This is a genomic window from Pseudophaeobacter sp. (assembly GCF_048267565.1).
In the GTDB taxonomy this organism is placed as follows: Bacteria; Pseudomonadota; Alphaproteobacteria; order Rhodobacterales; family Rhodobacteraceae; genus Pseudophaeobacter; species Pseudophaeobacter profundi.
Genome location: NZ_JBLWXG010000007.1, coordinates 93,633 through 113,672, shown reverse-complemented (window position 1 = coordinate 113,672; position 20,040 = coordinate 93,633). Strand labels below are relative to the sequence as shown.

Sequence of the window (20,040 nt, the reverse complement as noted above, 5' to 3'; positions counted from 1 at the left end):
TAAGCGGAACGGCCCTACCGGAATGCCAACAACAGCAGGCCCTTTACGATGAATATGCACGACAGCCCCGTAACGGCCCCCCCCGCCCCCAAGGGCTTGGCGCAGATGCAACTTCCCATCGTGATGATGCGGGATATCCTGCTGAAAACGATCTACCGCAAAAACGTCAATGTCGTCAGCGAAGTGGCCGAGGCCATTTGCTTGCCAATCCCCGTTACCCAAGAGCTGATCGACCTGGCCCGCGAACAAAAACTGCTGGAGGCAACAGGTACGCTCAACGCTAACAGCGGCAATGAGATGGGCTATCAGCTGACGGATGCGGGCAAATCGCGGGCGCAGGATGCGCTGAGCCAGTCTGAATACTTTGGTGCCATGCCAGTGCCTCTGGCGGTCTACCGTGAGCAGATCGAACGCCAATCGATCCGCAATATCATGGTCACCCGCGCGCAGCTGGTCAGTGCCATGGGCCATCTGGTGCTGCCGGACAGCCTGCTTGATCATCTGGGGCCGGCAGTCAGCGCCGGGCGCTCCATCCTGATGTATGGCCCTCCAGGCAACGGTAAATCCTCAATTTCAAACGGTATTCGCGATGCTCTGGGCGATCATGTCTATGTGCCGCGGGCGATTGAATATGCCGGGCAGGTGATTACCGTCTATGACCCGATCGTACACAGCCTGATAGAGGAAGCCCCCGACGACCCCACCGCCCTGCGCCGCCCGAAACGGTTCGACAGCCGCTATGTGAAATGCGAACGCCCGACGGTCATCACCGGCGGCGAGCTGTCGCTGGACATGCTTGATCTGGTCTACAACCCTACCGCGCGCACCTATCAGGCACCACTGCAGCTGAAATCAACCGGCGGCATCTTCATCGTTGATGACCTTGGGCGGCAGGCAGAGCCCCCCCAATCGCTGGTCAACCGCTGGATTGTGCCGCTGGAAGAAAACAAGGACATCCTGGCCCTTCAATCCGGGGAAAAGTTTGAGGTCCCCTTTGACACGCTGGTGATCTTTTCCACCAACTTTCACCCCAATGAGATCTTTGACCAAGCGGCGCTGCGGCGGATCTTTTTCAAGATCAAGATCGACGGGCCGAACCAGGAAAACTTTCTCAAGATCTTTGCCATGGTCGCACGCAAGCGGCGCATGCCGTTGAACGAAGGCGCGCTGGTGCATCTGCTGAAAGCAAAGTACCCGACAATCGACAACATCTATGCCAATTATCAGCCGATCTTTCTCATCGACCAGATGATCGCCATCTGCGAATTCGAAGGTATCCCCTATCAAATGACCCCCGAACTGATCGACCGCGCCTGGGCCAATATGTTTGTCAAGGACGAGCATATCGTGAAGTAGAGGTGCCGACCCGTTCTTACATCAGGCCGCAGCCCTGAGCGGCGGGTTTGTAGCTACGACTGATCGGCACCGCCGTAGCATCCACCATATGCAAAAATCACCGCCCCTTTTGCCGCTGATGTCGCAGCACCCGGCCCTGTGCAACAGCGGGCACAATAAAGGCCCCCAAAAATGGGGGCCCTGTTCAATCGCAACCTGCCGTGGCCAGGATCAGGCCGTCAGGCCTTCGGGCTCTGCCAGACCATTCGCGCGGCAGCAAGCCGTGACCGTATTTGCCAGCAAGCAGGCAATGGTCATCGGGCCCACACCACCGGGAACCGGCGTAATGGCTCCTGCGCGCTCTGAACAGCTGGCAAAATCAACGTCGCCTACCAGTTTCATCTTGCCTTCACCTTTTTCAGGTGCCGGGATGCGGTTGATGCCGACGTCGATTACCGTGGCACCTTCCTTGATCCAGTCGCCGGGCACCATTTCCGGGCGACCAACGGCAGCAATCACGATATCGGCGCGGCGCACGACGTCAGGTAGGTCCTTGGTGCGGCTGTGCGCAATGGTCACGGTGCAGCTTTCGCGGATCAGCAGCTGAGCCATCGGCTTGCCCACAAGGTTCGAGCGGCCAACAACAACGGCATCCAGACCCGACAAAGACCCTAGCTGGTCGCGCAGCAACATCAGGCAGCCCAGCGGGGTACAGGACACCATGGCTTTCTGACCAGAGGCCAGCAGACCGGCGTTGACCACATGCAGGCCATCGACATCCTTGCTCGGATCAATCCGCGAAACAATTTCAGTTTCGCTCAGGTGATCGGGCACCGGGAACTGAACCAGAATGCCGTGCACAGCGGGATCGGTGTTCAGCTGGTCGATCAGGGTGTAAAGCTCCTCCTTGGAGACATCTGCAGGCAGCTTGTGCTCGAAGGAGTTCATGCCGACTTCCACAGTCTGCTGCCCCTTGGAACGGACATAGACCTGGCTTGCGGGATCTTCACCCACCAAGACCACGGCGAGGCCCGGGGTGATGCCGTTCTCGTCTTTCAGACGCGCCACGTGGCCTGCCACTTTGTCGCGCACAGTTGCGGCAAAAGCTCTGCCGTCGATGATGTTTGCTGCCATTGCTTTCTTCCTTTCGACACGGGCCTGCAGCCCGATCACGTCTCGCGAATAACCCGCGCCTCGCGGGCAATCGACCAATCAATCAGCGGCCGCCACAAATCTTCGGCCAGATCAGGGTCCAACCCTTCGGCCAGGGCCCGGCGGCGCACGTTTTCGACCACCTCTTCAACCCGATCCGGGATCCGGGCCGGCCAGCCGTTTTGCTGCTTCAGCCTGATCGCCCGGTCGATATAGCCTGCCCGCACAGTCAACATCCGTATCAGTTCTGCATCCAGCATATCAATCTGCTGGCGCAGTTCCGGCATGTCGGCACAGGCTTCTGGCGGTTTGCGGTCACTCATCGGTTCAAAACTCTTGCGGCCCGGATCTCTCCGGGCCGCAGATGACGTATTTTGCGTCTCAGAACAAGCCTTCGATCTGGCCGCCATCATTCAGGCGGATACTTTCCGCCGCAGGCGTACGGGGCAGACCCGGCATTGTCATGATTTCACCACAGACTGCGACAATAAACCCTGCCCCTGCCGAAAGCCGTACCTCACGTACCGGCACCGAATGGCCTACCGGGGCGCCACGCAGGCTTGGGTCGGTAGAGAAGGAATACTGCGTCTTGGCCATGCAGACCGGAAGATTACCGTAGCCGGCTGCTTCCCATTCCATCAGCTGATTGCGGATCTTGGTATCGGCCAGCACCTCATCGGCGCGGTAGATGCGCTTGGCGATGGTGTCGATCTTGTCGAACAGCGACATCTCATCCGGGTAGATCGGGGCAAAGTTGGCCTGACCGGCATCAACAATTTCCACGACCTTTTCCGCCAGTGCGGCAGAACCTTCCGAGCCCAGTTCCCAGTGGCGCGACAGCACTGCCTCGACGCCATGGGTCGCGGCATAGGCCTTGACCGCATCGACTTCGGCCTCTGTGTCGGTGACAAAGTGGTTGATCGCGACAACAACCGGCACCCCAAAGCTCTTGATGTTTTCGATGTGGCGACCAAGGTTAGCGCAGCCGTTATTCACCGCGTCCACGTTTTCTTCGCCCAGGTCCGCCTTGGCAACGCCGCCGTTCATCTTCATTGCGCGCACAGTCGCAACCAGAACCACGGCCGAAGGCGCTATTCCGGCCTTGCGGCACTTGATGTTCATGAACTTCTCAGCGCCCAGATCCGCACCAAAACCCGCTTCGGTCACAACGTAATCGCAAACTTTCATCGCGGTCTTGGTGGCAATTACCGAGTTACAGCCATGGGCGATATTGGCGAAGGGACCGCCGTGCACAAAGGCGGGGTTGTTTTCCAGCGTCTGCACCAGGTTTGGCTGCATCGCGTCCTTCAACAGCACGGTCATCGCGCCCTCGGCCTTGATGTCGCGGCAATATACGGCGGTTTTATCGCGACGGTAGGCCACGATGATATCGCCCAGGCGGCGCTCCAGGTCTTTTAGATCGGTGGCCAGGCACAGAATTGCCATCACTTCGGATGCGACGGTAATGTCAAAACCGGTTTCGCGCGGAAAGCCGTTGGACACGCCACCCAGCGAGGCAGTGATCTGACGCAGAGCACGGTCGTTCATATCGACCACACGACGCCAGGCCACGCGGCGAATATCGATCTCGCATTCGTTGCCCCAATAGATGTGGTTGTCGATCATCGCAGACAGCAGTGAATGCGCTGAGGTGATCGCGTGGAAGTCACCGGTGAAGTGAAGGTTCATATCCTCCATCGGCACAACCTGGGCATAGCCGCCGCCCGCTGCGCCACCCTTCATGCCAAAGTTTGGTCCGAGCGAGGCTTCGCGGATGCAGACCATGGCGTTCTTGCCAATGCGGTTCAGCCCATCGCCCAGGCCCACGGTGGTGGTGGTCTTGCCTTCGCCCGCAGGGGTCGGGTTGATCGCAGTCACCAGGATCAGCTTGCCATCAGTCCGGTCTTGCACTGAATTGATGAACGACTGGCTCACCTTGGCCTTATCGTGGCCATAGGGCAGCAGATCGTCACTGGAAATGCCAATCTTGGCACCGATTTCTTGAATCGGGAGCTTCTGTGCCTCGCGGGCAATCTCGATATCACTCTTGTAGCTCATGGCTGGTTCCTGACTGAGAGTATAGATCATTGGCATGTCAACGCCGGTTCTGTTTCAGATCTAGACAGAATGCGGCACAACGCGCGCGTGATTTCCGACATTATCCGGCCATGAAGCGGCGTTCCTCCATAGTTTGCCGGAAACGAATGGCGTGCAAACGAAATCCCTGCCCCAATTTGCCCGTCCTCAGGGGGCCCAGGCCCGCTGATCGGGTACAAACAAGCGCAGGCTGTCGCCGATCTTCAACTGGCCGGGGCGTTCGACCCAGGCGGTGATTCCCCGCCGTTCGCGTGCTGCGGGTTTGAACTTGGGTCCAAAGCCTGCGTGCGTTTTTTCTATTTCACGCCCCGGAAAGATGCAGGGGCGGTTTTCCATATCGACCGTCAAGGTTACCCCATCCGGCCCCTGCAGCCGCGACGAGGGCGGCACAAAGGTAAAATCCGGGATCCCGCGCAGCACCAGATTGGCCCCCAATGCACCCGGATCTACCTGCTCCAGTCCCATGTCCGCAGCAATCAGCGCCAGCTCTTCCTCGGAAAGGATGCTAAGCTGTCGCACGTTGCGGATGGTGGTGCCCTGCGGGTAAAGATTGGAGACCCGCACACACGAGGCGCGGTTTTCACCCTGGTGGCGTTCGCCCAGCAGCCCGTGAAACCCCAGGGTCAGCGCCCCAGAAGGCGTCGCCGAAACGCCACCATCAGCCGGTGTTGCACCAGCCCAGACCACATCGCCTTTGTATTCGGTTTCCAGCAAGACCGGCATGTCCGTTCCCATCCTTGTTGCAGCAGTTGTTCTGCGCGCAACCATAAAGGCAATGAAACCAATGGAAAGCCCCAAAAACCAGCAGCGGTTTTTGGGGCTTTCTCTTGTTAATCGTGGCACAGGGGCGCAGGCCTCTTAGCACCTATGAGGTGGGTTCAGGCTCCAGCCCGGAATCCTTGTCACCTTCAGAAGCTGGCTTTTTAAGCTTGGCCTTGGGGATGGCCGTCACCGAAGAATTGCCCGCGTCCTCGTCGGAATCATCACCGCTTTCATGGGGTGACTCGCCGCGCATGACGCGTTTGATTTCGTCGCCAGTCAGGGTTTCATATTCCAACAGCCCCTGCGCCAGGCGTTCCCATTCGTCCTTATGCTCGGTCAGGATCGCAAAGGCACGGTCGTAGCCGTTCTGAATAAAGCTGCGGACCTCCTCCTCGATCATCTCCTTGGTATGCGCAGAGACCGAGAATCCAGTGGTATTGCCGCTATAGCCCTCATGGGCCTCAGCATAGTCGATATTGCCAACCTTATCGGACATCCCCCAGCGCATGATCATCGCGCGGGACAATTGGCTGGCCTGCTGGATATCACCCGCCGGACCATTTGATACATGGTCTTCGCCGTATTTGATAATCTCGGCTGCCTTGCCTGCCATGGTCATGGCCAGCTTTTGGTTGCACTCATCCTTGTGCCAGTTCAGCCGGTCCATTTCCGGCAACGACACAACCATGCCCAGGGCTCCGCCCCGGGGAATGATGGTCGCCTTATAGACAGGATCACATTCCGGCAGCTTGAGGCCAACAACAGCATGGCCCGCCTCGTGATAAGCGGTCTTTTCCTTCTGGTCCTGGGTCAGCACCATCGAGCGACGCTCTGCCCCCATCATCACCTTGTCCTTGGCGGCTTCAAAATCCTCCATGGTGACAAAGCGGCGGCCAACGCGCGCAGCCATCAAGGCAGATTCATTCACCAGGTTGGCAAGGTCGGCACCAGAGAACCCAGGGGTGCCGCGCGCAATGATGCGCAGATCGACGTCAGGGCCCAGCGGGGTCTTGCGGGCATGTACGCCCAGGATCTTTTCGCGACCTTTGATGTCGGGATTGCCTACGGTGACGTTCCGGTCAAAACGGCCGGGGCGCAGCAAGGCAGGGTCCAACACGTCCTTCCGGTTGGTTGCGGCCAGGATGATCACGCCTTCATTGGCTTCAAAACCGTCCATTTCAACCAGCAGCTGGTTCAAGGTCTGTTCGCGTTCATCATTGCCACCGCCATAGCCAGCACCACGATGGCGGCCAACCGCATCGATTTCATCGATGAAGACGATACAAGGTGCGTTCTTTTTTGCCTGCTCGAACATATCGCGCACACGGGACGCCCCGACACCAACGAACATTTCCACAAAGTCAGAGCCCGAGATGGTGAAGAACGGCACGCCGGCCTCGCCTGCGATGGCACGGGCCAGCAGGGTCTTACCAGTACCGGGAGGGCCAACAAGCAGCGCCCCCTTGGGGATCTTGCCGCCGAGCCGCGAGAATTTCTGCGGGTTGCGCAGGAATTCCACGATCTCTTCTAGCTCTTCTTTGGCTTCATCAATACCTGCAACATCATCAAAGGTGACGCGGCCGTGTTTCTCGGTCAGCATCTTCGCCTTGGACTTGCCAAAGCCCATAGCGCCGCCTTTGCCGCCACCCTGCATCCGGTTCATGAAGTAGATCCAGACGCCGATCAGCAACACAAAGGGCAACAGGGTGATCAGGAAGGACTGAAAACCCGACTGCTGCTGCTTTTCGGCGCGAACCGGAATGTTGTTTTCGATCAGTAGCGCGGTGACTTCTGCATCGGCTGGCTTGATGGTGACAAAACTGCTGCCATCCGAAGTGGAATAGCGAACCTGCTCCCCATCCAGAACCACAGTGGCAACCTGCCCTGACTCCACCGAGGTTACAAAGTCAGAAAAGGTGCGTTCATTGCTCTGCATCGTTCCGCCTGAGCCACTGAACAGATTGAACAGCGCCAGGATCAAGACGAACAGAACAACCCAGAAAGCGATGTTGCGTGCATTACCCAAGGAATATCTCCCAATATCCGGGCCCCTCACAGGGGGCCCTCGTTACGCATAAAATAAGGAACATTCAGGCAGGTTCAATGCGATAAAAGCGATGCGTAGAACTCTTCTACACTATTTACCACTTCTGCGCGGCTTCCATTGCTCACTCCGGCCAGCGGCGCGGCCATCAGCCCCCCCCCACGCCACAGCGCCGGAGTGACCTCCAGAACCGCAGCTGGACAGCCGGTCTGACGCCAATCGGGGCAGGATTTCAGCCCCTCTTCGCCCAGCGACCTGACCTCGCAAGCCTTTAAATTACCTGCATAAACTCGCCAATTCTGATCCCAAACCTGCCCTGGAAAGGCCGTCGTTTTTTGCACAGCAGCACCTTCACGGCAGATCCAGATCTTGCCCTTATGGCCAAGGACACGACAGCCCGACAACGTCAGAGAGCCGCCCCTTTGCGCAAGTGCGACAGCCTCGATCATTGGTTGACGTCTGGGCGGGTATTGGCTGCCAGAGATCCACAAAAGCGCCTGGGACATCAGCCGATGAGAGATTTCATCCGGCAAAGCGCGAAACTTTCGCAACTCAATCACGATGGCACCGCACTCAAACTGAATCATATCACGTGCAGCCAAAAATGCATACCACCCCAGTGCCCGCTGGGCCTTGCCCATATTCTGAGCAACCGTTGACAGCGCCTCTACTGTCAGCCCCAGATCCTCCAGGGCGCCAACAGCTTTGCGGATTTTGATACGATCGAACCGTTCATCCTGGTTCGAAGGATCCTCGATCCAGGTCCGTTCACGAGACCGCAAATAGGCCCGCAACTCTGCGCGGCGCAGGCCCAACAGCGGGCGTATCAGTGTGATACCATCCTGGGTGCGCCGCTGCGGCATTGCCGCCAGCCCCTTGACCCCAGATGCGCGCATCAGCCGCATCAAAACAGTTTCAGCCTGATCATCCGCCGTATGCCCAAGCGCCAGCTTCGCAATGCCGTTCTGACGCGCCCAGCCCGTCAACAACCCGTAGCGGGCGCGGCGAGCCTGATCCTGCAGGTTTCCGGTCGTTGTTGGCCCCTCAGTCCAGCGCAACAGGGTATGCGACAGGCCTAGATCCCGCGCCATATCGGCGACCTCCGCCGCCTCTTGCTCTGCTTCGGGGCGCAATCCGTGATCCACCGTTGCCACCATCAGTTCCACTGGGGTGTCGCAAAAACAGTCCTGCAGCAAATGCATCAAGGCGACAGAATCACTGCCGCCTGACACCGCAATGCCGATGCGCGCCGGCAGGTCCGACGAAAACTGGCCGCGCAGATGCTCCACTAGCGCTTGGCGCCGCTGTTCCGTCTCTGTCTGATCCGGGTTCATTCCCGTCAAGAGCACCCCAGCGTGGCCATTTCAGAATTGGCCTGCGCTACGGTCTCATCCCCTGGAAAGCGAACACCAACCTCGGACAGGGTGATGCAGGCCTGATCAAGCTGCCCCAGCCGCCCCAGCGCCGCGCCCAACTCGAACAGCGCCTTAGGCGCGATGGAGCCGGTCGCATCGCCAGAAAACGATGCCAGATATGCGCGTGCCGCTTCGCGGGTGTCGCCCAGCCCATCCAGCGCCTTACCTCGGTTGAAATCTGCCTCTGGGGCCAATGGGCTGCCAGGATAAGATTGCGAGAAGATGGCGAATTTTTCTGCAGCCACCTGATGCGCCCCCTCGCTCAGGGCTTGCACGGCGGCGTTGAAATCCTGCTGTTCGCCCACTGCAAGTTCGGTATCCTGCGCATCCGCGGTGTTGCCCCCTGCCCCGGAGCCAGCCCCAGCCCCCGCCTGTTCCAGCGTTTCTACGCCGCCCAGCGTGGTAGTTTCACCAAGGGCGGCAATATCGCCACCTTCCAGTTCAACCAGGCGAAACTCCAGATCGCCAATCCGGTTGGTGCCATCTGCAACGATGCGATTGATCCGGTATTCCAACTGTTCGGTTTGCGCGGTCAGCCGCTGCAGCCCGGCCTCGATGGCACCAACGCGGTCCAGCACCGAACTGCCCGCCGCTGCGCCTGACCCGACACCGCCGGTGGTCGACAGTTCACGTTTCAGCCGTTGGATATCCACGTGCAGTACTGTCAACTCCTGGCGGATATCCGCCAGGGTTTGCTGGTCCTGCGCCAAGACGGGCCCCGCAACAGGAAGCGCAGTCAAAAGGGTGGTCGAAAGGAAGGCAGCTCGCAACAGGCGCATCATCTTACCCCGTCAATCCGCCAGCCAACACGGTCACCGCGCGCCGGTTTTTGGCATAACAGCTTTCAGCCGAGCAAATTTCAAGCGGACGTTCCTTGCCATAGCTGACCACCTGAATGCGCGAGCCGGCAACGCCCTGCGAGATCAGATATTCACGGGCAGAGTTGGCGCGGCGTGCGCCCAGGGCAAGGTTGTATTCCCGTGTACCCTGTTCATCCGCATGGCCCTGAATGGTGACGACATAGTCGGAATTACTGGTCAGCCAACGCGCCTGCCCCTGCAGGATCGCCTCGGCTTCGGGGTTCAGGGTGGACTGATCGATCAGAAACAGCACCCGGTCGCCAATGGTTTCCTGAAAATAGGCCGGGCTGGCAGGATCAAGGTTGGACCCGGCAGTTCCGCTGCCACCAGCGCCGCCCGCTCCGGCATCATTCCAGGATGTGTTGCTACAGGCTGCCAGCCCCAGGGCCGCAACCAGTACGAATGCCTTTTTAAAACCGCTCATCACAATGCCTATTCCTTTGGTTTCTGACCACAACCTACCACAGAGGCGGGGTCGATTCTATGCAGGTCTTCTGTCTTGCCTTTTGCCACCGGATCGCGCCGAACTGTGCCTTATTGCTGTAGCGGCGACCAGGCCGGATCCGAGGCCCCATCCGGTGTGCGCACCGGTTTGAGGTTGCGCCCCAGAATATCCACCGAATATAGCAGCGCCCGACCATTGGCCCCCTGGGTTTCACGAGTGAACATAATCACCCGACCATTTGGCGACCAGGTTGGACCTTCATCCAGAAATGACGCCGTAAGCAGGCGCTCTTCGCTGCCATCCACCCGCATCACGCCAATATGGAAACGCCCCTTGTTCTGTTTGGTAAAGGCGATGAGATCACCGCGCGGCGACCAAACCGGTGTACCGTAGCGCCCCTTGCCAAAACTGATCCGGCGCGCTTCGCCGCCCGAGGCGGCCATCACATAAAGCTGCGGCGAGCCGGAGCGGTCGCTTTCAAACACGATCTGGCTGCCATCGGGCGAATAGGAGGGGGCCGTCTCGATCGAGGGGGCATTGGTCAGACGGGTGCGGCTGCCGGTAGCAATATCCATGGTATAAAGATCGGTATTGCCGCCTTCGGCCTGCGAATAGACCACCATCTTGCCATCGGGCGCAAATCGGGGGGCAAAGCTCATGATGCCATTGTCCGCCGACAGGACCCGCCGCTGCACCTTGCCAACATCCAGAACATGGATTTGCGGAAAGCCACTTTCATAGCTGGTATAGAGCACCCGATCTCCAGTTGGCGAAAACCTCGGCGCCAGCACCAGGGCTGCGCTGTTGGTCAGGTATTGCACTTCCGCGCCGTCATAATCCATGATTGCCAGACGCTTGCGGCGGTCATTCTTGGGGCCGGTTTCGGAAACAAACACAACCCGGCTGTCGAAATAGCCGCTCTCGCCGGTGATCCGGCTATAGATGGCATCCGCCACCTTGTGCGCCATGCGCCGCCAGCCATCGGTGGTGCCACTGAATTGCAGCCCCGCCCCCAGCTCCTTGTCGGCAAAGACGTCATAGCCGCGAAACCGCACCGTCAATTGCTTGCCATTGACCGACACCGCCCCAGTGATCAGTGCCTGGGCATTCACCGCTTTCCAATCGGCAAATTTCACGGGCGCGTTAAAGTCGCTCACCGTTGAGATATGCGCCGTTGCGGGCACTTCGCGGAACAATCCGGTGCCGTTCAGGTCCGCCGCGATTACCCGGGTTATCTGATTGGCCAGATCGGCCGCAGCCGGGGTTTCAGCCAGGAAATCGGGCACGGCATAGGGCAAGGGCTCGATCACGCCATCGGTGATTTCGATCCGCAGGGGACCATTCTGGGCCAGGGCTGCGCTGCCGGATGTCAGCAGCGGTGCCGCCAGCAGAAGACTTGCCACCAGGGCTGTCAGTTTGCGCCTCATTTGCCTCGCGTCCTTTCAGAAATGAATGTCATGTGAGTATTGGATGGTCCGCGCCGGGATGCGGCAGGCAAAGCGCCCGCCCGTTGCCCTGTGTCATAGCCGCGCCCAGCCTGCGGCGCTGTCACTTTTTCGTGTCTCATTTGATACGCATCTTTTCAGGGTTAAATGTCATCACGATGTCGCGCCAGTGGTCATATTTATCGCCTGGCAACTGAAAGCCATCACTACCGCAACGGATGATCGCCCGCCGCGCCGACTCATAGGCCTGCCGCGCCGCGCCGCTGGATCCACCAGTGCTGGATACCATGCGAATGGTTCCGACCTTTGGGCGGCCATCTCGTTCCAGGCTAACCGCAACCTCGACAGTGGTCTTAAGCGCTTCAGAAGACAGCGAGCCGACATTCCAGCACTTGGAGACCGACACCCGCAGGGCCTCTTTTTCCCCCAGGGTCAGCGGCGGGCCAGAAGGTTCAGGCGCTGCCACCTCGCCGCCGCCTGCAATGGCCGCCGCAAGCGCATCCTCAATCGCCGAAGACTGCGCCTCGTCTTCCGGCGCCTCCGGTGTGGTTTCAGCCACCTCGGTTGCGGGCTCTTGCGTCGGCGTGGGCCTGCGGGGGCGCGTTTTGGGCCGTACCGAAGTCACAGGGGCAGTCACGGGCGGCGCTGGCTCGGCCTCGTCGCTCTCGTTTGCTTCGGTGACGATCCGGTCGCTGGCCGCCTCGGGCGCGGTGGCCTCTTGCACCTCTTGCGCGATTTCAGCGCCCGCGTCAGGACTCACTTCCGGTTGCACCAGATCATCCAGCGCCACCTCTGGCTCCGGTGCCTCTACCGGGACCGGGGCGACACGATCCGCCGGGCGGAGCGCTTCAGGCTCTGTTGTGTCCGGCAGCGGCGGCAGCGGCTCTGCCGTTTCTGGCGGCACCACCGGATCGGGCAGGCTGTCGCTCACCTCTGGCTCCGGTTCGGGCTGAGGCTCAGCGGGAACCGGGGCCTCCACCTCTGGGATGGCGGTGCTTTCGGGGGGCGTCACATCGGGGCGGTCCGCCGGGCGCATTGACACCTCCGGCGGCTCTGGTGCGGGGTCTGGCGCGGCTAGGCTGCTTGGGGTTTCGCTTACATCGGGGGCCTGGGTTTGCTGGCTAAGCTTGGCAAATTCCGCCGCCGAAATCACCGCGACCTCCTGCACCTTGATGGGCAGGGGTTCCGACGAAAACCAGCCGCCCAGGGCCGCCCAGCTCACTAGAAACCCGTGTGCTGCAAGGGAAATTTTGGTTCCGGTCTGCACGCTGCGTGCCCCCGCCTATTCCGTCGCGCCGACTGAGGCACCATCCGTGGCGCCACCGTCCAACGCAGGGCCCGCCGTGTCCGTGACCAGCCCGACATTGGCAAAGCCCCCGGCATTCAGCGCCCCCATGACCTGCATCACGTCGCGGTAGGAAATCGCTCCATCTGCGCGCAGATAGACCCGGTCAGAGCTCCGCTCCGCCGCGATGGCCCGCAGTTTGCCCACCAATTCTTCGCGTGCAACTGGCGTCGTCTGGATCTGGATTTCACCACCGGCGATCATGGTAACCGTCAAGGGCTCTTCCTGTTCGCTCGGCAGGGCGCCTGCAGCGGTTTTGGGCAGATCAACCGGCACGCCAACCGTAGTCAACGGTGCCGCCACCATAAAGATGATCAGCAAGACCAGCATGACATCCACAAAGGGCGTCACATTGATTTCGCCCATCGGCTTGGCCCGATTGCGACGCCGTCCACGACGGCGCCCACCAGAGGAAGACTGTTGTACAGCGGCGCCCATGGATCAGGAATCCAACTGGCGGCTGAGGATAGTGGCAAATTCATCGGCAAAGGCTTCATAGCCGCCAAGGATGCGATCACTATCGGCGCTCAGCTTGTTATAAAATACCACCGCTGGAATCGCCGCCAGCAACCCCAAGCCAGTGGCCAAAAGCGCCTCGGCAATACCAGGGGCAACCACCGCCAGATTGGTGCTTTGCTGCTGCGCGATCTCGATAAACGCGGTCATGATCCCCCAGACGGTCCCAAACAGCCCGACAAAGGGCGCGGTTGATCCGACGGTTGCCAGCACCGACAACCCGCTTTGCAAATTTTCGGTTTCTTTTGCAATCGCCACATCCATGGAGCGGTCAATTCGCGCCTGCGCCCCAGGAATAAGGCCGCCATCACTGCGATGGCTGCGACGCCATTCGCTCATGCCTGCGGCAAAAATACGTTCTGAATGACCGGAGGGATCCGGGCCCAGCTGTTCGAACAAGCCATCCAGCGGCTCTCCGGACCAGAACGCCTGATCAAACCGGGCAGCCTGCCGACGGGCACGGCGATAGTTGATCTGCTTCTGGATAATGATGCCCCAGGACCAGATCGAAGCCCCGGTCAGCAACAGCATCACCAGTTTCACGGTAAGGGTGGCCCGCGCGAAAAGACCCCACATAGAGAAATCAATCTCTTGCGCCAACGCCAGAGTTTCTGCTTCCATTTGCCTGCTCTATCTCTGCCGGATCGCTCCGGTCTTGCTCGTTTTCGCCCTACTGCCCCCCAAAAGGGGAAGCACTGCGCCTTCAGCCCCGAGCCGTCTGTTGCGGCTTTCATTGTCGCGAGGCTAGCTCAGTTTCATGCCAAAAGCCAAGCAAACAACGCGCCCAGGACCGGAATGTTACAGCAATGCGCGAATCTCTGCCGGAAGCCGGGTGGGCCGACCAGTATCGGAGGCAACACAAACGGCGGTGACAGTGGCGCGAAACAATACAGCCTCCCCCCGCTTGACCAGCTGCGCCATGGTCAGCCGCGCGCGGGAAAGGTTAAGCACCTCGGTCTCGATGGAAAGCAGGTCATCGTATTTGGCCGAGGCCAGATAATCCGCCTCTATCCGTTGCACGACCCAGATCACGCCAGCGTCCCGCATTGCGTTCTGGTCATTGCCCAGACCGCGCACCCAATCGCTGCGGGCACGTTCAATAAAGCGCAGATAGTTGGCATGATAGACTATGCCACCCATGTCAGTGTCTTCGTAATATACCCGAACCGGGAAGATATGCGGCATCAAAGAGTATCCTGTTTCGTCGCGCTACCCTAGAATTCGCCGCCCCGGCCCGCAAGCCCGGCGCGGATCAGGCGCGGATCACTGCTCTGCCCCGACATGTTGCCCCGCCTACCCCTGCAGCCGCGCAAACAGCCGCAGCGCATGCGAGGCATCATTGGCGCTGGGGGGCATCATGCGATCATAGCCCGCCGCAATAATGGCGGCAATTTCGGGGCGCAGAATGGTTGCGCCGGTGTCTGGCAGGATCGCCAGCGGCGAGGTCTGGGCAAAGGCCTGATCCGACCACAACAGGATGATTTGAGCTGCCTGGCTCAGCGCTAGAGTTTCGGCTGGCAGTTCCGCCATGGCACCCTGCATCCGCAAAAAAACAAAGCTGGCCTGGATCGCCCCTGTGTCATCGAATCGAAAGGCACGGTACTGGCTGGCATCCGCCGCCTGCAGTCGCGCCACCAGCGGCGCAAGATCCGGGATCAGGCGATCCAGATCGGGCACATCCAGCAGCTCATCCCAGTTGCGGAAGAAAAAGAACATGAGGTTGGATCCCAACTCAGGATCGGTCTCTGCCATGGGCTGCCCTGCAAGGGTCGCAACGGCTTCAATCGCCCCCTTCACCACCTTCAGGGTTTCGTCCTGCACGCCAAAGACAATTGGCGCAATCGGGCGCCCCCAGCGGGCAAACCCGTAAGAGCCATCGCTGCGGGTGAACAGGGCTTGGATTTCTTCCGGCGTCAGATCCAGGGACATGCAAGGGCTCCATCAAGGCTGAAACATCGTAATGCGGGCTTATGCCTGCTGCCGCGCCAAACGACAAGGCGCCACCCCGCCCCGCCGGCCAAGCTGAGCAACGGAAGGGAACGGGGCAGCGAGCAGCGGCATGGCTGCTGATGATCGCGGTTTAGCCGAACAAATCCGTTGCCCGCTGCGGCGGGGCAATGCCGAGGTGAGTCCAGGCTTTTTGTGCCAGCATCCGCCCACGTGGCGTGCGCTGAATCAATCCCTGTTGCAGCAGATAGGGTTCGATTACATCCTCCAGCGAATCCCGGCTTTCACTCAAGGCGGCTGACAGGGTTTCAATCCCCACCGGCCCGCCGCCGTAGTTTTCCGCAATAAGTCGCAGATAGCGCCGATCCGCGCCATCAAGCCCCAGATTGTCCACGCCAAGCCGGGTCAAGGCCCCATCGGCAAGGTCTCGGGTGATATGCCCGTCGCCCTCCACAACCGCAAAGTCCACCACTCGGCGCAAGAGCCGCCCGGCGATCCTTGGGGTGCCCCGCGCGCGCCGCGCGATCTCACGGGCGCCATCGTCATCGGCCGGGGTGCCGAGCTTGCGGGCATTGCGCCGTACAATCTCAAACAGCTCATCCACCGTGTAAAACTGCAGCCGGGTTGGAATGCCAAACCGGTCGCGCAACGGCGTGGTCAGCAGCCCCATACGCGTCGTTGCCCCCACCAGGGTAAAGGGCTGCAGCTCGATCCGCACGGTACGCGCGGCGGGCCCTTCGCCAATCACCAGATCCAGCTCAAAATCCTCCAGCGCCGGATAAAGGATTTCTTCGACCACTGGATTCAGCCGGTGAATTTCGTCAATGAACAAGACATCGCGCGCTTCCAGATTGGTCAGGATCGCCGCCAGATCCCCCGCCTTGGCCAACACCGGCCCCGAGGTCATGCGGAAGTTCACCCCCAGTTCGCGCGCCACGATCTGCGCCAGCGTGGTCTTACCCAGACCGGGCGGCCCATGAAACAGCGTGTGATCCATTGCCTCGCCGCGCCGCCGCGCACTTTCGATAAAGATCCGCAGGTTGGCGCGGGCCTCGGCCTGGCCGATGAATTCGCTTAACCCCTGCGGACGCAGGGCGCGATCCCCCTCCCCAGAACTGTCTTCGGGGATTGGTTCGGGGCGCAGGGTCGGATCCGCATCGATCATGGCAGTTGCCTCTCGCGGCGTTGCACGTCTTGACGGTCGGCGGGCACGGTTGGGTCAGGCATCTCCGCACTCATCCCTTTGGCGCCAAGAGCCGCAGGGCGGCGCGGATCAGCCCGGCCTCATCCGCCTCTGGATTCTCGCCTGCGGCAGTGGCCACAGCAGAAGCCGCATCGCCAGGACTGTACCCCAGATTGCCAAGCGCCGAGAGCGCCCCTGCCGAAGCAGCTGCCGCGCCTGCGGGGTGCTTGGCGACTGATTTGCGCGCGGCCTTCTTGGCTGGGGTCGGATCTGCCGGTTCAACCACCGCGTCAAGATCCACGCCCTCCATCGCCTCGGGCAGGGTGCCGCCCAGGGCCATGACGCCGGGAGCCTTGTCTTTCAAATCCAGCACGATGCGCTGCGCAGTCTTGGGGCCAACCCCCTTGGCCGCCTTGACGCTGCCCCAGTCGCCCAGAGCAATCGCCCGGCCAACCCCATCCGGCCCCAGGGTGCCCAGGATTGCCAGCGACACCTTGGCCCCGACCCCCTGCACCGAGGTCAGCAGGCGGTGCCATTCTTTTTCCACCAGGGAGGTAAAGCCAAACAGCTGCATCAGGTCTTCTCGCACCACCAGATCAGTATAGAGCGCAACAGGTTCGCCAGCACCGGGCAACTGCATCAGGGTGCGCTCCGAGCAATAGACCAGATAGCCCACCCCGCGCACATCAATCAGCACGTGGTCGCTGGCGCGATAGTCCAAACGCCCTGTCAGTTTGCCAATCATGCCCGCGCCTCCCTGAGCTGCCTTTGCTGGGTGCCCCCGTAATAGGCGTGACAAATGGCAATCGCCAGAGCATCCGCCGCATCAGCGCCTTTTGGGTTGCTGCCCGGCAGCTGCAGCTTGACCATATGGATCACTTGCTCCTTGCTGGCGTGCCCCACCCCGACAACCGTCTTTTTCACCCGGTTGGGTGCATATTCACCCGTTGGCAGCCCGGCCTTGGCTAGGGTCAACAGCGCAACACCACGTGCCTGGCCCAGTTTCAGCGTCGCCACCCCGTCCTTGTTGACAAAGGTCTGTTCGATCGCTGCCTGGTCTGGCTGATAGGTTTCTATGACCTCGGTAACCTGATTGTGCAGTGACAAAAGGCGTTCGCCCAGATCATCGCCATCCGACGTGCAAACACCGTTGGCGACATGGCTCAACCGGCTGCCCTGTGATTCGATCACCCCCCAGCCAAGGTTGCGAAGCCCCGGATCAATTCCCAAAATACGCATGTGCTGCCCGGCCTTTGCCTGAGTGTTCGAATTATTTTTTCATCAAATAGCACAAAACGCGAACATGTCCAATTGCTTTCCCAAGGTGCCCGGATTGGGAAAATACCAGAATCCTGTTCCAAAACCGACCCTTTGCAACAGGTGTCGCGACATTTTCCGGCCCTATATTAACAAGGGAAAAACTGCCTTATTTTGTCATGTTCAAGATATGCATTTTGCACATGGAACACATGCAAATTTCGCTCTTGCCTGGCGGAAAATTCGTCTCTAGAGCCGGAATCCGTAACAACACAATGCTGGAAATCGCCAGCGCAGAAGCACGTTCACTCAAATAAGAAGGATGAGGATATGGCTGCATTTGACACCACCCGCACCACCTATGGCTCCACCGGCCTGTTTGGCCGTATCGGCACATATTTTGTCGCGGCAGCCGCCGCCGTAATGTCCTGGAGTGACGCCCGCACGGCTAAAAAGACCCTTGGAGCATTGACCGACCGCGAACTGGCAGACATCGGTCTGTGCCGCGGCGACATCGAAGATATCGCGGCAGGCAAGCCCGTCTTTTAAGGCCGCCGCCGTTCAGGTAAAACCCGGCAAGAGCGGTCCCTTTTACGGGCGACCCGCTGCATACCGAGCAAAACAAAACCGCCGCGCGCCAAACAGGCCGCGGCGGTTTTTATATGCGAAACCGGCGTCGAACCGGATCTGCGCAAACCCAGTCCTGCCTGCATACCGACCGTATTGTCATTTAGGTGCTACAGCCCCTCTGCCCTGTTTGACTGGCCCCTGTAGGCTGCAATCCTATCAGACCGCATCTCCGGCAGACTGGCAAAGTGATGGTTTCGCGTCTCTGCCCCGGCGTCACCGCCAAACGGGATGGAACCTGGCCGATCTCAGCGCAGGATGGGGCCCATTTTCTGCGCCCCCCAAGTCGAAACCGGATCCGCCTGCATCAGCACTGCGCCCAGCTTTTCAATCATGGTGCCAGAGGCCAGTTTATTCACCCGCTCATCATAGCTGGAAAATCCGACGGCCGCCATCAGGAAGGCCTTGAAGATCAGAAAACCGGTCAATATCAACAGGAAAACACGGCCAGAAACCCGCGAACGGAGCCTGCGTGGCTCCACAATGATAAGCCCATCCGATTGGACACGCGCAGTATAGCCCCGTGAAAAAGCAGCGTGTTTTGTCTGCAAACGGGCCACACGGCCGTGAAACTCTTTATGTTGAACAGTCATAAACTTGCCCCGAACTGGCCCCCACCAGCGGATGAAAGTTTATAGAACTGAATTAAGGCAATTCCAAGGCAGTTGCCTAAAATCTAACTTAATCCTTCGTAAAATTAGACATTTCGCTGCAATAGCAGGGTCGTCCATTCACCAATCATGTCGCGGCGCACAAGATTGGTTCCATTTTCGGCATAAGCCGCAATCACACTTTCGGCCTGTTCGTTCAGAATCCCCGAAAGAATAGCGTATCCGCCTAGCCGCAGATTGCCACAGAGATCCGGCGACAGGGCCACCAGCGGACCTTTCAGGATATTGGCAAAGATCAGATCATAGGGGGCCGCCGCCTTCAGGCCCGGATGGTCAAAGCCGGCAGCTTCCAGGCAGGTGACAGCCCCGGCCATGCCATTCGCCTTGAGATTGGCCTCGGCCACCTCTACGGCAACCTCGTCGATATCGCTGGCGATGAACTCTCCCTGCCAGACCCGTGCGGCGGCCATGGCCAGAACGGCGGTGCCGCAGCCAATATCCGCCACCTTGGCACCGGTAAAGCCCTCGTCGATCAGATGATCCAACGCCTTGAGACAGCCCAGCGTTGTGCCATGGTGGCCAGTACCAAATGCCATTGCCGCCTCGATCAGCAGAGGGATACGCCCCTCGGGCACGGTCTCGGCATCATGGCTGCCATAGACATAAAACCGCCCGGCTTCGACCGGGGCAAGTTCACGGCGCACATGCGCAACCCAATCGGTTTCCGGCAGCTCTGACACGGCAAATTCCTTGGCACCATGCATGCTCGCCAGCAGGGCAAGGCCGGCCTGATCGGGGGTTTCGGTGAAATAGCCACCGACTTCCCACAGGCCAGAGCCATCTTCCATTTCAAAAACGCCAACACCTGTTGGTTCGGGGATCAGATGTTCCATCGCCGCGCCCAGGGCTTCCGCCTGAGGTTTTCCAGGCAGGGTGGTCAAAGCGGTAAAGGTCGGCATATCGGATCTCCATCAGGGCTGCCAAGCGCCTAGGCCCAAG

The 20,040-nt window shown here is 59.8% G+C and carries 21 protein-coding genes; 2 read left to right on the top strand and 19 right to left on the bottom strand.

The window, feature by feature from the left end; translation table 11 throughout:
• Positions 1 to 48: 48 nt before the first annotated feature.
• A complete protein-coding gene (locus ACN0VH_RS15365; RefSeq protein ID WP_417701088.1) occupies positions 49 to 1,356 on the top strand; it encodes a DUF8689 domain-containing protein in 1,308 nt (435 codons plus the stop codon).
• Positions 1,357 to 1,566: 210 nt separating this feature from the next.
• On the opposite strand, the gene folD is transcribed toward ACN0VH_RS15365, so the two are convergent.
• The 17 genes from folD to ruvC all read right to left on the bottom strand — a co-directional run bounded on the left by folD (position 1,567) and on the right by ruvC (position 17,785).
• Positions 1,567 to 2,469: a bifunctional methylenetetrahydrofolate dehydrogenase/methenyltetrahydrofolate cyclohydrolase FolD gene (folD, locus tag ACN0VH_RS15360; protein ID WP_278921349.1), complete on the bottom strand. Its 903-nt coding sequence runs from the start codon at positions 2,467 to 2,469 to the stop codon at positions 1,567 to 1,569.
• Between the two features lie 35 nt (positions 2,470 to 2,504).
• The gene (locus tag ACN0VH_RS15355) at positions 2,505 to 2,810 is read right to left on the bottom strand and encodes a chorismate mutase (RefSeq protein WP_278921350.1); all 306 of its coding nucleotides are present in this window, start codon (positions 2,808 to 2,810) and stop codon (positions 2,505 to 2,507) included.
• A 58-nt stretch (positions 2,811 to 2,868) separates the two neighbouring features.
• A complete protein-coding gene (locus ACN0VH_RS15350) occupies positions 2,869 to 4,545 on the bottom strand; it encodes a formate--tetrahydrofolate ligase (protein WP_278921351.1) in 1,677 nt (558 codons plus the stop codon).
• 186 nt (positions 4,546 to 4,731) lie between these two features.
• A complete protein-coding gene (locus ACN0VH_RS15345; RefSeq protein ID WP_278921352.1) occupies positions 4,732 to 5,307 on the bottom strand; it encodes an MOSC domain-containing protein in 576 nt (191 codons plus the stop codon).
• Between the two features lie 142 nt (positions 5,308 to 5,449).
• Positions 5,450 to 7,372: an ATP-dependent zinc metalloprotease FtsH gene (ftsH, locus tag ACN0VH_RS15340; RefSeq protein WP_417701086.1), complete on the bottom strand. Its 1,923-nt coding sequence runs from the start codon at positions 7,370 to 7,372 to the stop codon at positions 5,450 to 5,452.
• Positions 7,373 to 7,446: 74 nt separating this feature from the next.
• A complete protein-coding gene (gene tilS / locus ACN0VH_RS15335; protein WP_417701172.1) occupies positions 7,447 to 8,724 on the bottom strand; it encodes a tRNA lysidine(34) synthetase TilS in 1,278 nt (425 codons plus the stop codon).
• 5 nt (positions 8,725 to 8,729) lie between these two features.
• Positions 8,730 to 9,584: a tol-pal system protein YbgF gene (gene ybgF, locus ACN0VH_RS15330; protein ID WP_417701084.1), complete on the bottom strand. Its 855-nt coding sequence runs from the start codon at positions 9,582 to 9,584 to the stop codon at positions 8,730 to 8,732.
• Between the two features lie 4 nt (positions 9,585 to 9,588).
• The gene (gene pal, locus ACN0VH_RS15325) at positions 9,589 to 10,089 is read right to left on the bottom strand and encodes a peptidoglycan-associated lipoprotein Pal (RefSeq protein ID WP_278921356.1); all 501 of its coding nucleotides are present in this window, start codon (positions 10,087 to 10,089) and stop codon (positions 9,589 to 9,591) included.
• Between the two features lie 110 nt (positions 10,090 to 10,199).
• Entirely contained in the window at positions 10,200 to 11,537 is a 1,338-nt protein-coding gene (tolB, locus tag ACN0VH_RS15320) for a Tol-Pal system beta propeller repeat protein TolB (RefSeq protein WP_278921357.1), read from the bottom strand.
• Positions 11,538 to 11,673: 136 nt separating this feature from the next.
• Entirely contained in the window at positions 11,674 to 12,822 is a 1,149-nt protein-coding gene (locus tag ACN0VH_RS15315) for an energy transducer TonB (protein WP_417701081.1), read from the bottom strand.
• A 15-nt stretch (positions 12,823 to 12,837) separates the two neighbouring features.
• On the bottom strand, positions 12,838 to 13,338 hold the full coding sequence (locus ACN0VH_RS15310; RefSeq protein ID WP_278921359.1) for an ExbD/TolR family protein: 501 nt from the start codon (positions 13,336 to 13,338) through the stop codon (positions 12,838 to 12,840).
• A 3-nt stretch (positions 13,339 to 13,341) separates the two neighbouring features.
• The gene (gene tolQ, locus ACN0VH_RS15305; RefSeq protein WP_417701080.1) at positions 13,342 to 14,037 is read right to left on the bottom strand and encodes a protein TolQ; all 696 of its coding nucleotides are present in this window, start codon (positions 14,035 to 14,037) and stop codon (positions 13,342 to 13,344) included.
• A 177-nt stretch (positions 14,038 to 14,214) separates the two neighbouring features.
• Complete coding sequence (ybgC, locus tag ACN0VH_RS15300; protein WP_278921361.1) at positions 14,215 to 14,601, bottom strand: tol-pal system-associated acyl-CoA thioesterase; 387 nt, start codon at positions 14,599 to 14,601, stop codon at positions 14,215 to 14,217.
• Between the two features lie 108 nt (positions 14,602 to 14,709).
• Entirely contained in the window at positions 14,710 to 15,345 is a 636-nt protein-coding gene (locus tag ACN0VH_RS15295; protein WP_417701079.1) for a hypothetical protein, read from the bottom strand.
• A 151-nt stretch (positions 15,346 to 15,496) separates the two neighbouring features.
• Positions 15,497 to 16,528: a Holliday junction branch migration DNA helicase RuvB gene (ruvB, locus tag ACN0VH_RS15290; protein ID WP_278921363.1), complete on the bottom strand. Its 1,032-nt coding sequence runs from the start codon at positions 16,526 to 16,528 to the stop codon at positions 15,497 to 15,499.
• A 70-nt stretch (positions 16,529 to 16,598) separates the two neighbouring features.
• On the bottom strand, positions 16,599 to 17,291 hold the full coding sequence (gene ruvA, locus ACN0VH_RS15285) for a Holliday junction branch migration protein RuvA (RefSeq protein WP_417701078.1): 693 nt from the start codon (positions 17,289 to 17,291) through the stop codon (positions 16,599 to 16,601).
• Complete coding sequence (gene ruvC, locus ACN0VH_RS15280; RefSeq protein ID WP_278921365.1) at positions 17,288 to 17,785, bottom strand: crossover junction endodeoxyribonuclease RuvC; 498 nt, start codon at positions 17,783 to 17,785, stop codon at positions 17,288 to 17,290. Before ruvC ends, ruvA begins: the two co-directional genes overlap by 4 nt.
• Before the next feature lie 348 nt (positions 17,786 to 18,133).
• On the opposite strand from ruvC, the gene ACN0VH_RS15275 reads away from it, so the two are divergent.
• A complete protein-coding gene (locus tag ACN0VH_RS15275; RefSeq protein WP_278921366.1) occupies positions 18,134 to 18,352 on the top strand; it encodes a DUF1127 domain-containing protein in 219 nt (72 codons plus the stop codon).
• 326 nt (positions 18,353 to 18,678) lie between these two features.
• On the opposite strand, the gene ACN0VH_RS15270 is transcribed toward ACN0VH_RS15275, so the two are convergent.
• Both ACN0VH_RS15270 and ACN0VH_RS15265 read right to left on the bottom strand, forming a co-directional pair.
• Positions 18,679 to 19,023: a hypothetical protein gene (locus ACN0VH_RS15270; protein WP_417701077.1), complete on the bottom strand. Its 345-nt coding sequence runs from the start codon at positions 19,021 to 19,023 to the stop codon at positions 18,679 to 18,681.
• Positions 19,024 to 19,127: 104 nt separating this feature from the next.
• On the bottom strand, positions 19,128 to 20,000 hold the full coding sequence (locus ACN0VH_RS15265; RefSeq protein ID WP_278921368.1) for a 50S ribosomal protein L11 methyltransferase: 873 nt from the start codon (positions 19,998 to 20,000) through the stop codon (positions 19,128 to 19,130).
• Between the last annotated feature and the right edge of the window lie 40 nt (positions 20,001 to 20,040).

Coding starts and splice junctions, on each gene's coding strand:
- ACN0VH_RS15310 (WP_278921359.1), bottom strand. CDS start 13,338: ATGGGCGCCGCTGTACAACAGTCTTCCTCTGGTGGGCGCCGTCGTGGA.
- ruvC (WP_278921365.1), bottom strand. CDS start 17,785: ATGCGTATTTTGGGAATTGATCCGGGGCTTCGCAACCTTGGCTGGGGG.
- ybgC (WP_278921361.1), bottom strand. CDS start 14,601: ATGCCGCATATCTTCCCGGTTCGGGTATATTACGAAGACACTGACATG.
- ACN0VH_RS15275 (WP_278921366.1), top strand. CDS start 18,134: ATGGCTGCATTTGACACCACCCGCACCACCTATGGCTCCACCGGCCTG.
- ruvB (WP_278921363.1), bottom strand. CDS start 16,528: ATGATCGATGCGGATCCGACCCTGCGCCCCGAACCAATCCCCGAAGAC.
- tilS (WP_417701172.1), bottom strand. CDS start 8,724: ATGAACCCGGATCAGACAGAGACGGAACAGCGGCGCCAAGCGCTAGTG.
- ruvA (WP_417701078.1), bottom strand. CDS start 17,291: ATGATTGGCAAACTGACAGGGCGTTTGGACTATCGCGCCAGCGACCAC.
- ACN0VH_RS15295 (WP_417701079.1), bottom strand. CDS start 15,345: ATGTCCCTGGATCTGACGCCGGAAGAAATCCAAGCCCTGTTCACCCGC.
- ACN0VH_RS15355 (WP_278921350.1), bottom strand. CDS start 2,810: ATGAGTGACCGCAAACCGCCAGAAGCCTGTGCCGACATGCCGGAACTG.
- tolB (WP_278921357.1), bottom strand. CDS start 11,537: ATGAGGCGCAAACTGACAGCCCTGGTGGCAAGTCTTCTGCTGGCGGCA.
- ybgF (WP_417701084.1), bottom strand. CDS start 9,584: ATGCGCCTGTTGCGAGCTGCCTTCCTTTCGACCACCCTTTTGACTGCG.
- folD (WP_278921349.1), bottom strand. CDS start 2,469: ATGGCAGCAAACATCATCGACGGCAGAGCTTTTGCCGCAACTGTGCGC.
- pal (WP_278921356.1), bottom strand. CDS start 10,089: ATGAGCGGTTTTAAAAAGGCATTCGTACTGGTTGCGGCCCTGGGGCTG.
- ACN0VH_RS15345 (WP_278921352.1), bottom strand. CDS start 5,307: ATGCCGGTCTTGCTGGAAACCGAATACAAAGGCGATGTGGTCTGGGCT.
- ACN0VH_RS15365 (WP_417701088.1), top strand. CDS start 49: ATGAATATGCACGACAGCCCCGTAACGGCCCCCCCCGCCCCCAAGGGC.
- ACN0VH_RS15350 (WP_278921351.1), bottom strand. CDS start 4,545: ATGAGCTACAAGAGTGATATCGAGATTGCCCGCGAGGCACAGAAGCTC.
- ACN0VH_RS15270 (WP_417701077.1), bottom strand. CDS start 19,023: ATGACTGTTCAACATAAAGAGTTTCACGGCCGTGTGGCCCGTTTGCAG.
- tolQ (WP_417701080.1), bottom strand. CDS start 14,037: ATGGAAGCAGAAACTCTGGCGTTGGCGCAAGAGATTGATTTCTCTATG.
- ACN0VH_RS15265 (WP_278921368.1), bottom strand. CDS start 20,000: ATGCCGACCTTTACCGCTTTGACCACCCTGCCTGGAAAACCTCAGGCG.